A 13184-nucleotide genomic window follows, 5' to 3' on the forward strand; every position below is an offset into this window, starting at 1 on the left:
AAAGTTAAATGAGGAGCTGCTGTCAAGATCATTCTTGACATTTGCTCCTCATTCAAATGCGTGAAGGTATGAAGCAGCGGTTTATTTTTATACTGTCTGCTTGATATGTTTAAATTTTTTTTGTCTTCCTATTTGAGGCAGCTTTTATTTTGTTAAAACTTTGTCAATCAACCCATATTCTTTTGCACGTTCAGCTGACATGAAATTGTCGCGGTCCGTATCACGTTCAATTACTTCAAGAGGCTGGCCAGTGTTTTCAGATAAAATTCTGTTCAATTTATCTCTTAAAGAGAGAATTCGTCTAGCTGCAATATCAATGTCAGTTGCCTGACCTTGCGCGCCTCCTAACGGTTGATGGATCATTACTTCACTATTCGGAAGGGCAAAACGTTTTCCTTTTGCACCTGCCGCCAATAAGAATGCTCCCATGGAAGCAGCCATTCCTATACACATCGTGGATACATCAGGTTTAATAAATTGCATCGTATCATAAATCGCCATGCCAGCAGTAATTGATCCGCCCGGGCTGTTAATGTAAAGGGAAATATCTTTTTCAGGATCCTCCGCTGCCAAGAAAAGAAGCTGAGCAACGATGGAGTTTGCAACATGATCATCAATTGGCGTACCAAGGATAATAATGCGGTCTTTTAACAATCTTGAATAAATATCGTAAGCACGTTCACCACGGTTTGTCTGTTCAATAACAGTCGGTATTAAATTCATTATGTTTCCTCCCTCGCATCAAAGTTAAAGTCATTTCTATTCCATCATACATAAAAGGTCAATAAAGGTCAAACAAAAAACTTTTATATATAATTATTTATAAGATCAATACATGTACCATCATACCCTCATTTTTCATTTTTCAAACAACGATGAAAAATGAATTTTTCAAAACAATTTTGACACGATGGATAATAAGCAAAATTTATTCTTGCATATACTGTTCGGTTCGATTATAATATAATTCGTGACATTTGAAAAATGCGCTCGTAGCTCAGTTGGATAGAGCGGTGGTTTCCGGTACCACGTCCGTCGGGGGTTCGAGTCCCTCCGAGCGCGTAAGCGTTGATTTAACGGGGTTTCTTAGCGGAAACTCCGTTTTATTTTGTCGAGTAAGGACGCGAACACCGTAAAAACGACCGATAAGTTTTTCGCAAGGTTCGCGTCCGTTTTAACGCAGGTAAACGGGTCCTTTCGTTATTGTTTGACGGGAGGTTATTTTATGCCACGAAAAATGCGAAGAGGTGTTTATAAACGAAGAGAATTTTCGGTCACAAGAACGCCAACGGCGTACATAACAATAGTTGATGCACTTAACCGTGTTATGACGATTTTTCAAACGGAAGGATATCGTGAAAGAACGATCAACGACTATCGTAATTATTGGTCGGAATTTATCGAAACAATCGGCGTGCGTGAAACCGATAATATTGGCGACATAACAGTAGATCATTTCAGACTGTATATTGATACACTACTTAATGTAAGGAAACTTTCGCCAGTTACGATAAACATTCGGTTAGGTGGTGTTAAATCTATTTTTAGTAAACTCGCCGCAAACGATATTATTAATGAAAACCCAGCGCAAAAAGTTCCGAAACTAAAAACGGATGAACAACGAATATTTACATTGACTGACAAGCAAATTAAACGACTTTTCAGCGTTATTGATCGAGATACTTTCGCAGGGTTTCGTGATTACTGCGCAATGCTGACTATGTTGAAATGTGGCTTACGATCTAATGAAATTAACGCATTGGAAATTAACGACATTGACTTTGAGAATTGTGTAATTTTGCTGCCGGGCGCAAAGAACAAAAACCGTAAAACACGAGTTGTACCAATTACAAAAGAGGTACGTGATTGTCTTTACGATTTAGTTGCGGAAACACAAGAATATTTCGGAACAGACGTGAAACATGTTTTTACGAATCAATACGGAGAGCCAATGCGCGCTGACCATATACGTAAGCGTATGGATAAGTACGCTCGTATTGCAGGACTAAAGGACGAGTGTCGAGCAAGCCCACATAGTTTGCGACACACATTCGCAGTTAACTACTTAAAACGTGGTGGAGACATTAGATCGCTGCAAATGATACTCGGTCATAGCGACATTACAACAACGCAGATATATCTTGACTATACGAACGACGACGTGTCTGAGCAGTATCGAAAAGTAATGGAAGATGAAAATTTAGAAAATATTAAAAATTGGTTATAATTAATTTGTCGGAAAAAGAGGAAACGGAGGTTAAAAATGGAAAAGAAAAAGTCGATATTCAAGCGGTGGTGGTTTTGGGCGATTATCGTAGTTTTGTCAATTATTGTTTATTTTACCGATGACTCGGAAGAGCAGCCATCTAAAGAAACAGTTGTTGTCGCTAATAAAATCGAACCTAAGGAAAAGAAGGAACCTGAAGTTAAAAAGAATGTAGAGAAACCGAAAGACGAAAGTAAACCGAAGGATGAGAATAAAGAAGTAAAGACACCGGAAGATATTGTTAAAAAGGTAATCGAGAAAGATCGCATAGTAGAAATTAATAAAAACGACCAAAACGGTCACCTATTAGTAAGATTTAAAGGTAGCGAAAACCTTACAAACGAATCAACTGTCAAGGGGTTTTTGGTAGACATTCGCGACTTACTTAAAAACCTTAAAAGCGATTCTAGTATTCAAACTTTCACATTTAACGTCACATATTCGCTAGTTGATAATTACGGAAATGAGTCGGAGGATATCGTAATTAAGGCTGGGTTCAACCGTGAAACAGTGGACAAAATTAACTTTGACAAATTTGACTTTAATAAAATTCCGGAGGTTGCTGATGAATATTGGTCGCATCCGGCGGTTCAACAGTAGCTCACGCAAAAATGCGTGGGCTTTTTATTTTTTTTTCGCAAAAATGTCGCAATTTTGCATCCGGTTTTGGTTAATAAAGTGAAAGGCGGCTCTCAACTGCCTAATAATCTACAAGCGTGAAAATAAAAGCTACTGATACGGAGGTGATAATAATTTGCATACCGCATACATTCGCACCGGACACACTCGGTCAGGATTCTCGCTACTATACCACGAATTATTCGATCTGTACCATCCGTACATCGGCGACAAAGCGACGTTATATTACCTCTACCTTTTGCGTTACCGTAACAACGATGAAGGTCGAGCGTGGAAAGGTCGAGCATCCGTTACCGAGAAATTCCAACTATCGTACTCAACATTACCGATACTCGACGCAATACTCGAAGCAGCCGAATTAGTTTCAATCGAGTATAAACCTATTGGTCGCGGTAAAGACAAGATTATATATGTCGTTCATGACCCGTTAGAGCGCGAAAAGTTTCGAGAGAGGGAAGCGGATATACACCGGAAGCTGGCCGAAGTTGCCCGAAAATACGAAAATATCGGAAAGCTTCTAGGCAAGGAAAAAGGAATTAAACTACTTGCGTGAAGATACAATCTTTACTTCTGTAGTTTATTATCTACAGAAGCGTTAATGAAAAAGAATATATTAAAAAGAATTACTTAAAAAGAATAAATACTTTGCGCCCATGTATAACTACATGGTCGCAGATAAGATTAATAAATAAAAGATTTATAAGTGGTATTACAAAGATGGAAAATGTGAAACTGTCGCGCGCCGCCGACGATTTAGATCGAAGGGATTAACGATTAACACACGTTTTAAGGCGTCTATCGGCGCGATACAGACGATTTTTTTCGTACCTAATGGTTTTCTATTCGGAAAAATAAAACACGCTAATTTTAAGCGAAAGGGGCACGAAAAATGAGCGAAAAAGTTGTGGCGGAGGTGGACGAATAATGCCGTTAACACAAGCGGAGTTAAACGAAATCAAAGAACGTGCGGAGAAAGCGACGTCCTGTCCGTGGCAAGTCGCATCTACTACGGACGGTGAGTATATTATTGACTGCGATGAGTGGGTGGTTGCGGCGACTTTTGAACGAAAAGAAGACGCATATTTTGTGGCACATGCCCGCGAAGATATTCCGCGATTAGTGGCGGAGGTTGAACGGCTACGTGATGTTATATCGCGTTGTGAATGCGCGTTTTGTTCTGATGAATTAGGTGACGATTGGCGTTTAGTTTCAGGATTAGTAGTATGTGAAGAATGCGAAGGTATTTACGGAGGCGATAACGAATGACTAAACAACGTAAGCCGTCTCAATACGACTGGAAAGCACGGTCACTCGAAGATTGGAACGCAAATACGTTTCTTGCGTATATTGGCGACAATACGCTCGAAAGATACGGCGTTGAATATTCGCCCGGCGGTAGTGGTTCGAAGCAGCAACGATGGGCGCGTGAACGCGGCATGTTGAAACAGGCGCAAGAACGGTATGGTAACGCGGTGCTGAAACGGTTCATCGACATTTGCTGGCGCGAGTATCGGACGACAAAGCCCGAGCAATTTCCGTACCCAACGTGGATGTTTATGTATTCGTACATGGACAGGTATTTTCCGCAAGCGCAAGCGGAAGTTGCAGCGGAAAGCCGACGAAAAGCAAACGAAATTAATTACGAAGAATTGGAGGATTGGTTATAATGAATAAATTTGAAATCGTTAATTTAGAAGGATTGGGTATTAAAGCGATGGTAATTAATGATGATAAGGCTTATTTGACTTATAAAGACTTTGCTGTTGCGGCAGGCCATCCCGACGCGGCTGTTAATTCTATCTTCGGAGATTCCGTAGAAGAGAAACGCCGTCGTGTACGCGAAACGTTCGGAGAAATAGTCGATGTTCTTGCGAAAGGAAACCACGAGCATACTGGAGAGTTGATTTACGTCATTAAGGCGAAGACAGGCGAAAAGTTTCTGATCGGTGAGCGGGGATTAAAAATAACAAATTTCCCCGATATAGAATACGATGATCTAATCAAGAACATCGAAAGATTGATACATGCGTTACGTTTACGCGCCTATAGGGAAGGTTACAAACAAGGGCGTTTAGACGAAAAAATTAAAGGAAGCGGCAGTGAGCAATATCAACAACAACGCCGCGACGAAATTGTTGAACGGGCAAAGCGTGATATTGACGAATTAAAAGACGACGGTTTATACAAGGTTCCATTCAAAGGAACGTTTAATTACGCTTGTTTTGCAGACTTTATTGTAAACCGCGAAAAACGAACGGTAGTTGCTTTACTTCGCGGCTATCAATCAGGAAAAGTTCTTGCTCGCGGCATCGCCAATTGTCACCCTAACGACTGCTTCAACGTTCATATCGGCAAAGCTATCGCGTTGCGCCGAGCATTAAATATCGAAGTGCCGGACGAATATTTGAACGCGCCGCAGCCGACGGAAGTACGGGTCGGGGATGTTGTTAGAGGTTGTCAATTTGACGGTTTTTATATTGAATCAAAAACATTTACGCTAATAGATTTTGACAAAGAGATAGGCGCTTATCGCTATGCGGAAGATGAAGATGATTGGATTGAGCCGGGTCAAATAGGTGCGATCATTGACGATAGTCGCGAAGAGGTGGCGGAATGAGTAATCGAAAGTACTACTACGTATTTGAAGCCGATTCCGTCAACGCATGGTCTTTTTGTCCGATATGCGGCGACGAGATTCTTGAAGTGTATACGGGCGACTTTCACGGGCATATAACGTGCTTTGGTGCAGGAGACTGCGAAGTCGAATTTGAAATTACACATAAGGAGTGATCGTATTTGAGTGAAAACAAACACGCAAGCCATTGCCTGCTCGCCAGTCGTTGCAAACTTGCCGGCACCGCGCAATGCAACAACCAATGCCCGCACTTTATCGCTTTGCACGGCATGGACGGACGTGGCGGTCGTGCTGGCTTGACAGGCGTGCCGAGCGACTACAGACTAGTTACGCTCACAAACTCGCCAGTACGCGCAAGCCAGCCGAAAATTTACGAAATACTCGACAAATACGCAGCGACATTTGATCGACAGTTTGACGAAATTGGTGATCGAATCAAGTCGGTCTATATGTGGTCGAAGTCGCCCGGAACCGGTAAAACAACGACGGCTGCGGCTTTACTGAACGATTGGCTTGTCGCACATTATCTCGGCAGTTTGAAACGAAATAGACAAGTGTTGCAACGACCGGCTTATTTACTTGACGTGAACGAATGGCAAACGTTATACAACGAGTTTAACCGATCACATGTGCCGGAAGACATTGCCGAGCGTGCAAGCCGTGAATATTATCGTCAATTGCAAGCAGCGAAGCAAGCACCATTTGCCGTGCTAGACGATATTGGCGTTAGGCAAGCAACGGAAGGCTTTCGCGGCGATTTACACGCTATTATTAATTACCGTGTTACAAACGGACTGCCGACGGTTTATACGTCAAACTTTCCGATCGAGGATATGGCGCGAATATTTGACGAAAGGCTTTACGATCGTATGCGTGATATGTGCGCTGTTGTAGAGTTTACAGGCGAAAGTAAAAGGGGGAAACGGAGGGGGTAGCGTGTATTACCTTTTTTGGGAACATTCCGATGACAAACCGAAACCGCGACCGGAAATCGAACGAGCGCGGAAAAGGCGGGAACGGAACGAGGAAATCAATAGATTGCTAGACGAAATGAACGATTACACGCGGCTTTATGAAACGTTTGGTGACGATGAATATGCGGAAAGGGTCGGCCGTGTAAAAGAGAAGTTACGGAAATTAGCGGAGGCGGAGGAGGTTGATACCGATTGAGTTACTCACACATGCTTTTTTCGAAAATAATTGACGATAACAACGTTGCTGTCCTTAAACGCTACAACATCACCGAAGATGACTTCGCAACGGAAGGCGAACGGGAAATTTATCGTTTTATCGTCAATTACGCGGAACAAAATGGCGGCCGCGCACCTTCACATGAAGTAGTCGCAGAAGAATGCGAAGATTTCGTTCCTATGCCGGGTATAGAAGATAGCTATGAATACTTAGTACGAGAAGTAAAAGACTTGGCGGCAAAAGTTGCGCTCGATCGCTTTTTGTCGAAATTTGCCGAAAAATTTAATTCAGGCGAACGCGGGAAAATTTTACTAGAGGACTTGCAGAAAAATGTCGAATTGATTAAAATAAGAACAGATGTTCGTAAATCGTTCGGAACGGACTTGAACAACGTCAAAAGTCAGTTTCTTGCGGAATACGAGCGTCGGAAATCAGGCGAATCATTCCGTGTTTGGAAGTCGAAATTCGACTTTATTAATCGGGCGGTTGGCGGCTATGTATCGTCAAACGTTTATACGATCTATGGCAAATCAGGCCGCGGCAAGTCAGTCATTGCGCTTGAAGAAGCGATTGAAGCGGCATTGCAAGGCGCGAATGTGTTGATTTGGGCGATGGAAATGGGTTGGTTTGAAGTTTGGGTTCGTATATTCGTCAGTTTGAGCGGTCGGCAAGGCATTACAACCGCCAATATTGACGGCGTGGACATGAACGCAGGCTTTGATTCTAGCGCATTGCGAAACGGCAAACTTCCTTATGAATTTGAAACTGCGTTTAAATTTTTTCTTGACGGTGTGAACGAACAAATTTCCGGCAACATAATTGTTCGTGCGGTAGATGACGAAGATTTCCAATTTAGAAATTTGCGGTCACTTGAAGCGGACATTATCGCAACAAATGCCGATGTTGTCGTGCTAGACCCCTTTTATTACTTGGATTACGAAAAGAATACGTCGAAAACGGCAGGTGGCGACGCAGCGGAGACATCGAAGAAATTGCGCCGATTAGCAGGTCGAACTCATTCTGTTATTTTCGCGATAACCCAAGCGGAAGAGACGAAAGAAAGTAAGGATGACGACGGAAATCGCGAGTTGAAACTACCCGATCGTGAGGACGTGAAGAAAACGAAGCAGTTACTTGAGGATGCGTACTTGTTAATCGGCGTCGATACCGATTACAAGCAAGGGCGCGGACTGATCGGTTTAAACAAGGGACGTGATGGCGGTGAAGGCGAAACGCAGGAAATTTTGTATATTCCGCAATATGGTATCGTGAGAGAACCGGAAACAGGCGACGCAGTTGTCGGTCAATTCGAATTTTAGGCGGGGAGGGCGAGCATATGCCAACGATTGAAGTACGTGGCCAACCGATCGATATTGACGTTCGTTCTGAATTAGAGCAGTTTGAGTGGGAACGTGCGACGTGGACGGAAGAAAAGTTGATCGCTGCAAGTCCTTTTCGGTATGATCGCAAACCGTCATTTTTCGTTCGCTTGCAACCATACGGTCAATATCCTGCCGGCGTTTGGTCCGATAGTGGTGCGTATGACGAAGAGTGGCGGAGCGGCAATTTCGTTAAGTTGCTGTCGTTCCTGCGGTCGAAAACGTACGAAGAAACCGAAGAGTATTTGCTTATGACGTACGGCCGATCAAGCGGCGACGATTTAAAATTAAATCTGAATTTGCGGTTGCCACGTCGTTTTGAACCGTTGCCTGAATCGTTGATTGAACCGGCGATTAGTCCGTATTTGACTAGTCGTGGCATTAGTGAACAGGCACAGCTGTTGGCAGGCGTTGGTCGCAGTCGACACAAAGGATTTGTAGCGATACCGTGGCGGACGGCTCGTGGCGAACTGGCAAACGTTATGTATCGTGCAGTACGTGGCAAACTATTTTTCTACGAAAAAGGCGGTTGGCCAATTCGCGAATTAGTGTGGGGAATCGATTTGATTTATCGAGAGCGGGCGAAATTAGCGGTATTGTGCGAGGCGCCGATCGATGCATTGACGTGGTGGAGTGCTGGTGTGCCGGCGATTGCGGTTGGTGGCGTTAATTTTTCGGACAAACAAGCGGACATCATCAAAATGTCGCCAATTGAAACGTTGGTGCTTGGCGCGGATAACGACAAAGCAGGCGCGAAACTGAATGAAGCAGTGAAGCGGAAAATGCGTGGTCATGTCCAGCTAATGAAGGCGGATTATGGCGATAAAAAAGACGCGAATGAGTGTGGCGTTGATGTACTGCGTGATAAGGCAGAATTATTCACGCCTGTATTCGACAACCTTTTCGATTGTCACGTCAAGAAATTCGCAAATACGATCAATGGTTCGTAAGTTTACGTACTTGCCGTTAGAAATATTATTAATTGTACGACTACTAAATTTACAGCCACGCTCAACGTCTATTAATTTTAAACCCTTTTCCTCAAGCGTTTTAAAGAACGGTTCATAAGAAATCATAAAAAACCTCCTAAATTTACTTTTTTACATTTACAAAAGTAAAGTTTTATTGTATTATATGCATATACGATTTATTTTACAAAAAAGTTTCAAAAACATGTCGCAAAAACCAAAAATTTTTTGGTTAATAAAGTGTAAGGGTTAAAAAGGAGTGATGATATTGGTAAATGAAGAAAAACTAAATATTTTGGTCGAAGAGTTTCGCAATGGAAGTGAAGAAGCCTTAAATACTTTATGCAAAATGTTTCTTCCAGTAATACAATGGCACTCGGAACAAATTTGGCACAAAATAGAAAATCAAACGGAATTTGAGTGCAGATGCCTTCTTAAGATAAAAAAAGCTTTGGCGAACTTTGATCGACGTAAAGGAAGTTTCAGAAGTTTAGTAACGAACATAATCATGCGAGAAAAATACGATTTCCTCGCGAGAAGAAAGCGGAAATTATCAGGTGTTGTTTCGCTTGACGAACATTTAACTGACCACGAAGGAAATCAGGCATACTTAGAAGTTGTCGACGTTTTGGCGGACGTCGAAACGATTACTCTAAGTAACCAAGGTTTAATGGAAAAGGTCGCCCTTTTGGCGAAAGGCGACCCACGGCGTTTGGCGATTCTGAAAGCGTGGAGTGAAGGCGAGACAAACGATCTTCAACTGGCGAAAGAATTGGCGTGTTCTTTCCCAGAAACGTCAGAAAATGGACATCGCAAATTCATCCAACGCTTTCGAATCGAATGTCAGAAACGTTTGGCGAACGTTATCTGACCTCTCTCAAAACAGAGGGCGTTAATAAAATTGGCGTAGTATGCCCTCATCTATATTATAGCGCATAATTTACTAAAATTAAACTTAACACGGTTATAAATTTAACATATTTTAGTATGGCTTGTCAACACTTTAAGGCGGTGAAGTTTGTATGACGGAAATATTATTATCGCTAGTCGCGTGTTTCATATCGTTTTTCATAGGCTATGTTTTTGGAAATGACGACAAACAGACGAGGGAGGGGCGTTAAAATGGCGAAGGTTATCGATTTTCGCGAAATTCGGCGCAAGAAAATCATTGCGCAATATATAGCGTTTTATGGCACAACGTGGGCGAAAAGATTTGGAGTTGAGGCGGCGAAATAGTCGCCAGCCCGCCGGAGGGCGCGAAGGCAGTCGTTAAGTAAATTTGTCGCTCGGTTGCGTCATAGTCACCGATCGGGTTTCGGCTGCTAGTTCGCGCTTTGCGACGGGCGTGGGACGCTGCGCCCCAAAAACCCGCCCGCGCGAGTTGTGGTTGAGCTCGGGATACTAAAAACGCTGTCGGTACGCCACAACGTACCGCACCCAGTCGGTTCAAGCGAAGGGTTTGGAGAACCTGACTTTCGATCTAGCGCAGGGAGTAAGTCCACGGCGAACTGCTAGCGGTGTCGCGTGTGGCAACCTGCGTCGGCTACATCGTCCAATCACCGAATATCTTGCACACGCACCGATTAGCGAGTGTTTGATATGAGGTTACTGCGCAGGGTTGGGCGGTGTATCAGGCGCGGGAATGATGACAGGAAGGCTCGGGGAGTTAGCCTGGGCGCCGTTCGTAAAATGTTCCGTTCTCGAAGCGTAAGCAGGCAAGGCGGTCGAGCGGAAAGTACTGTTGTCGCCCGCGTAGAACATTTCAAATAAATTAACGGAGGTTGGTCGAATGAGTTACATCTCTAAACGTGGCGTTGACGCTGCCAAGTCGGCAACAGCCGAGCAACAACAAGACGCTAGCAAAGCGTTGGTAACGTTAAAAAGCGGTACGACACTGAAAGTACGCGTATTATCGAAAGACGATAGCGCAGAGTATTTCGCAGCTAGCGTGTTTAAAGTATTCAACACAACGCCAGTCGCGCCTGACAATCTTTATCAAAAAGCGGCGAACATCTTATTTGAGCAGGCGAAAAAGACTAAATCGGATGCCGAAGCCGAAGAACTAAAAACGCAAGCGCGCCAGCTAAAACCGAAACCACGCTATCTGTTCGGGTTTATCAATCTTGAAAATGGCGAGCCAATCGTTGTTGATTTATCGAAGGCGCAGGCACAGGTTGTCTACCAGGCGCTCGACAAGTACGAAAAGAAAATCGGAAAAGTCGCTTTTGAATTATCGAAAAGCGGAACTGGTACTTCTACAGTTGTTAGTTTATCGCCAATTCTCGATATGGACGAAGATCTGACAGATACGGAGCGTGAAAACTTCGCGAAAGCAGACGGTAAAGAGTTTCCGGCGGAATTATTCGAAAAAGTATTGTATATGAAGACCGAAGCAGAGCAAATCGAAGACCTGAAAACGTTCGGGTTTGACGTTAGCCTATTAGGTGTTGACGGCGTGGAAAGCGAAAGCGACGATAATTTACCGTTTTAAAGGAGGCGGACTAATTGGCGCATATTACCGAAGTAGTTGGTAAATACTCGCAAGTGATCGCCAAAGCCGCGCTCATGGCAAACGGCTGGGAAGTCGCAGAAACGGAAACAGACGAAACTTACGACTTCGTTGCTCGCGACCCGATTAATCGTGAGTGGTACACGTTTCAATGCAAAACGATTCGGAAGCGATCTGATCGCAATAATGAATTGGTTGTGTACGCTAAGAACGGGCGCGGCATACCATACGCCAAGCCCGACGCTGATTACATTATTGGCGTGTTGGGCGAAGAGGGCGAAATCCCTCGCGTATGGTATTTTGAAAACGTTGGTTGCGGCGAGTATTGGGCGAGTGAGGCAGGCGCAAGTAAGCGTTGGATTGAGTTGCCGTTATGGTTGAATCGAGGTATTTACGAAAGCGACAGCAAGGTGGTTTAGCTTGATCGAAAATAAAACGGAAGGTGGCCGATAATATGGCGAAATTAGAAAACGTGAAAGTTATAGATATGATTGACGGTAAAGTCGCTCGCATTCAATATAACGGTAAGGTTTATGATAGAGTTAGCGCGAAAGCGAATACTGGCGATTTGGTTCTAGTTACGAACGAAGGAGTTGCCGAGGCTATTGAGGGCGTTGAAGCGGGCGCTTTTTACGAATTATACGAAGAAGATGAGTATGGCGACTTGGTTTTCGCCGATGACGACGATGATGTGCGTTTTTACAGCAGTTGGTCCGACGAACTCGTACTTTTCCGCGCTATAGAAACGGCTGATAAAGACATTGAAAAACGAGTTGCCGAGTTGGAACGTCGATTATATGCGATCGAACGCCAGTCAGAGCGTTTAAAAGTCAGAGATTACGCGCGAGTTGTCGGAGATACGATTTATGGCGGTATTACGGAAAACCAAATTGTTGAGATCGCAAGTTATTTAGACGAAGACGGGATTTATAAAATCGAGTTACTTGACGGTTCTGATTATGATTACGCACGACCTTCATCGTTAGAAAAATATACGGAGCATATTGACGAGGTTGAACGGTCAAAATTCAAGAAGGGCGATAAGGTACGTTTAGTTAGTGGTGGCGACAAATATCCGTTGTACGGTTTTTATGACGGAGAAGTTTACGAAGTAGGTGATAATAACTGCGAACACAGAAATGGGCCTTTCGGTAAATTAATAAGAATAGTCGACAAAAATGGAGACTCCGGTTATGCTAGACCGGACCAATTAGATAAAGTGGACTTCGAAGAATTAAAATTTGCTGAACTAGGACGCAAGCCGGGCGAATTTAAAAAAGGCGACATTGTTCGTGTAATCGATAGTTGCGGTAGTCCTTTGAAGGAAGGCGGTCTATACGAAATAAGCGGTCATGACGGAAGTATAGAATATGTTACATTGGACGATATGGATTGGTTTGCAAAATTCGAACTAGTCGCGCCAGTCGAAAGCCGTGTTGACCTTGACTGACGGCGTGGAGTGTGTCGTGTGCGGCGCAATACTAGACGACACACTCGCCATTTACGACCGATTCTCCGAGCAGTGTTTTTGCGATGAATCATGCTTCGAAGAATGGTTTCACGAAACGTTTGTTGACGAATACAAAAGGAGTTGGTT

At 43.6% G+C, this 13184-nt stretch carries 17 protein-coding genes and 1 tRNA gene; 16 read left to right on the forward strand and 2 right to left on the reverse strand.

The window, feature by feature from the left end:
* Window positions 1–144: 144 nt before the first annotated feature.
* Entirely contained in the window at window positions 145–723 is a 579-nt protein-coding gene (gene clpP / locus NSQ44_RS03540) for an ATP-dependent Clp endopeptidase proteolytic subunit ClpP (protein ID WP_063389160.1), read from the reverse strand.
* Window positions 724–986: 263 nt separating this feature from the next.
* Here clpP and NSQ44_RS03545 point away from each other — a divergent pair.
* The 12 genes from NSQ44_RS03545 to NSQ44_RS03600 all read left to right on the forward strand — a co-directional run bounded on the left by NSQ44_RS03545 (window position 987) and on the right by NSQ44_RS03600 (window position 9060).
* A tRNA-Arg gene (locus NSQ44_RS03545) sits at window positions 987–1062 on the forward strand.
* A 163-nt stretch (window positions 1063–1225) separates the two neighbouring features.
* Window positions 1226–2227: a tyrosine-type recombinase/integrase gene (locus NSQ44_RS03550; RefSeq protein WP_340854942.1), complete on the forward strand. Its 1002-nt coding sequence runs from the start codon at window positions 1226–1228 to the stop codon at window positions 2225–2227.
* A 36-nt stretch (window positions 2228–2263) separates the two neighbouring features.
* Entirely contained in the window at window positions 2264–2866 is a 603-nt protein-coding gene (locus NSQ44_RS03555; RefSeq protein WP_340854945.1) for a hypothetical protein, read from the forward strand.
* Between the two features lie 154 nt (window positions 2867–3020).
* Window positions 3021–3458, forward strand: coding sequence for a hypothetical protein (locus NSQ44_RS03560; RefSeq protein WP_340854949.1), 438 nt, complete (start codon window positions 3021–3023; stop codon window positions 3456–3458).
* 371 nt (window positions 3459–3829) lie between these two features.
* Complete coding sequence (locus NSQ44_RS03565; RefSeq protein WP_340854952.1) at window positions 3830–4171, forward strand: hypothetical protein; 342 nt, start codon at window positions 3830–3832, stop codon at window positions 4169–4171.
* Window positions 4168–4572, forward strand: coding sequence for a hypothetical protein (locus tag NSQ44_RS03570; RefSeq protein ID WP_340854954.1), 405 nt, complete (start codon window positions 4168–4170; stop codon window positions 4570–4572). Before NSQ44_RS03565 ends, NSQ44_RS03570 begins: the two co-directional genes overlap by 4 nt.
* A complete protein-coding gene (locus NSQ44_RS03575; protein ID WP_340854956.1) occupies window positions 4572–5522 on the forward strand; it encodes a hypothetical protein in 951 nt (316 codons plus the stop codon). Before NSQ44_RS03570 ends, NSQ44_RS03575 begins: the two co-directional genes overlap by 1 nt.
* Window positions 5519–5695, forward strand: coding sequence for a hypothetical protein (locus tag NSQ44_RS03580; protein ID WP_340854959.1), 177 nt, complete (start codon window positions 5519–5521; stop codon window positions 5693–5695). Before NSQ44_RS03575 ends, NSQ44_RS03580 begins: the two co-directional genes overlap by 4 nt.
* 141 nt (window positions 5696–5836) lie before the next feature.
* Window positions 5837–6475, forward strand: coding sequence for a DNA replication protein (locus NSQ44_RS03585; protein ID WP_340854962.1), 639 nt, complete (start codon window positions 5837–5839; stop codon window positions 6473–6475).
* A 1-nt stretch (window position 6476) separates the two neighbouring features.
* Window positions 6477–6710, forward strand: a complete 234-nt coding sequence (locus NSQ44_RS03590) for a hypothetical protein (RefSeq protein WP_340854965.1) — start codon at window positions 6477–6479, stop codon at window positions 6708–6710.
* A complete protein-coding gene (locus NSQ44_RS03595; RefSeq protein ID WP_340854968.1) occupies window positions 6707–8050 on the forward strand; it encodes a DnaB-like helicase C-terminal domain-containing protein in 1344 nt (447 codons plus the stop codon). The genes NSQ44_RS03590 and NSQ44_RS03595 overlap by 4 nt, the downstream gene beginning before the upstream one ends.
* Window positions 8051–8067: 17 nt before the next feature.
* Window positions 8068–9060 carry a toprim domain-containing protein gene (locus NSQ44_RS03600; RefSeq protein ID WP_340854971.1) on the forward strand — a complete coding sequence of 331 codons (993 nt, stop codon included), beginning with the start codon at window positions 8068–8070 and terminating at the stop codon, window positions 9058–9060.
* Here the strand turns inward: NSQ44_RS03600 and NSQ44_RS18955 are convergent.
* Window positions 8986–9186, reverse strand: a complete 201-nt coding sequence (locus NSQ44_RS18955) for a helix-turn-helix domain-containing protein (RefSeq protein ID WP_445659489.1) — start codon at window positions 9184–9186, stop codon at window positions 8986–8988. The genes NSQ44_RS03600 and NSQ44_RS18955 overlap by 75 nt on opposite strands.
* 160 nt (window positions 9187–9346) lie before the next feature.
* On the opposite strand from NSQ44_RS18955, the gene NSQ44_RS03605 reads away from it, so the two are divergent.
* The 4 genes from NSQ44_RS03605 to NSQ44_RS03620 all read left to right on the forward strand — a co-directional run bounded on the left by NSQ44_RS03605 (window position 9347) and on the right by NSQ44_RS03620 (window position 13037).
* Entirely contained in the window at window positions 9347–9949 is a 603-nt protein-coding gene (locus tag NSQ44_RS03605; protein WP_340854973.1) for a hypothetical protein, read from the forward strand.
* Window positions 9950–10867: 918 nt separating this feature from the next.
* Window positions 10868–11569 (forward strand): hypothetical protein, encoded by a 702-nt coding sequence (locus NSQ44_RS03610; protein WP_340854976.1) that lies wholly within the window; start codon window positions 10868–10870, stop codon window positions 11567–11569.
* A gap of 14 nt (window positions 11570–11583) precedes the next feature.
* Window positions 11584–12006, forward strand: a complete 423-nt coding sequence (locus NSQ44_RS03615; RefSeq protein WP_340854979.1) for a hypothetical protein — start codon at window positions 11584–11586, stop codon at window positions 12004–12006.
* 35 nt (window positions 12007–12041) lie between these two features.
* Entirely contained in the window at window positions 12042–13037 is a 996-nt protein-coding gene (locus NSQ44_RS03620; RefSeq protein ID WP_340854981.1) for a hypothetical protein, read from the forward strand.
* The last annotated feature ends 147 nt before the right edge of the window (window positions 13038–13184 follow it).

This window comes from Aeribacillus sp. FSL M8-0254 (assembly GCF_038008845.1).
GTDB classification, from domain to species: Bacteria; Bacillota; Bacilli; order Bacillales; family Aeribacillaceae; genus Aeribacillus; species Aeribacillus composti.

Bases quoted from the DNA above. Each gene is read 5' to 3' on its own strand.
- NSQ44_RS03620 (WP_340854981.1), top strand. From the start codon at position 12,042: ATGGCGAAATTAGAAAACGTGAAAGTTATAGATATGATTGACGGTAAA.
- NSQ44_RS03570 (WP_340854954.1), top strand. From the start codon at position 4,168: ATGACTAAACAACGTAAGCCGTCTCAATACGACTGGAAAGCACGGTCA.
- clpP (WP_063389160.1), bottom strand. From the start codon at position 723: ATGAATTTAATACCGACTGTTATTGAACAGACAAACCGTGGTGAACGT.
- NSQ44_RS03555 (WP_340854945.1), top strand. From the start codon at position 2,264: ATGGAAAAGAAAAAGTCGATATTCAAGCGGTGGTGGTTTTGGGCGATT.
- NSQ44_RS03575 (WP_340854956.1), top strand. From the start codon at position 4,572: ATGAATAAATTTGAAATCGTTAATTTAGAAGGATTGGGTATTAAAGCG.
- NSQ44_RS03610 (WP_340854976.1), top strand. From the start codon at position 10,868: ATGAGTTACATCTCTAAACGTGGCGTTGACGCTGCCAAGTCGGCAACA.
- NSQ44_RS18955 (WP_445659489.1), bottom strand. From the start codon at position 9,186: ATGATTTCTTATGAACCGTTCTTTAAAACGCTTGAGGAAAAGGGTTTA.
- NSQ44_RS03565 (WP_340854952.1), top strand. From the start codon at position 3,830: ATGCCGTTAACACAAGCGGAGTTAAACGAAATCAAAGAACGTGCGGAG.
- NSQ44_RS03580 (WP_340854959.1), top strand. From the start codon at position 5,519: ATGAGTAATCGAAAGTACTACTACGTATTTGAAGCCGATTCCGTCAAC.
- NSQ44_RS03550 (WP_340854942.1), top strand. From the start codon at position 1,226: ATGCCACGAAAAATGCGAAGAGGTGTTTATAAACGAAGAGAATTTTCG.
- NSQ44_RS03600 (WP_340854971.1), top strand. From the start codon at position 8,068: ATGCCAACGATTGAAGTACGTGGCCAACCGATCGATATTGACGTTCGT.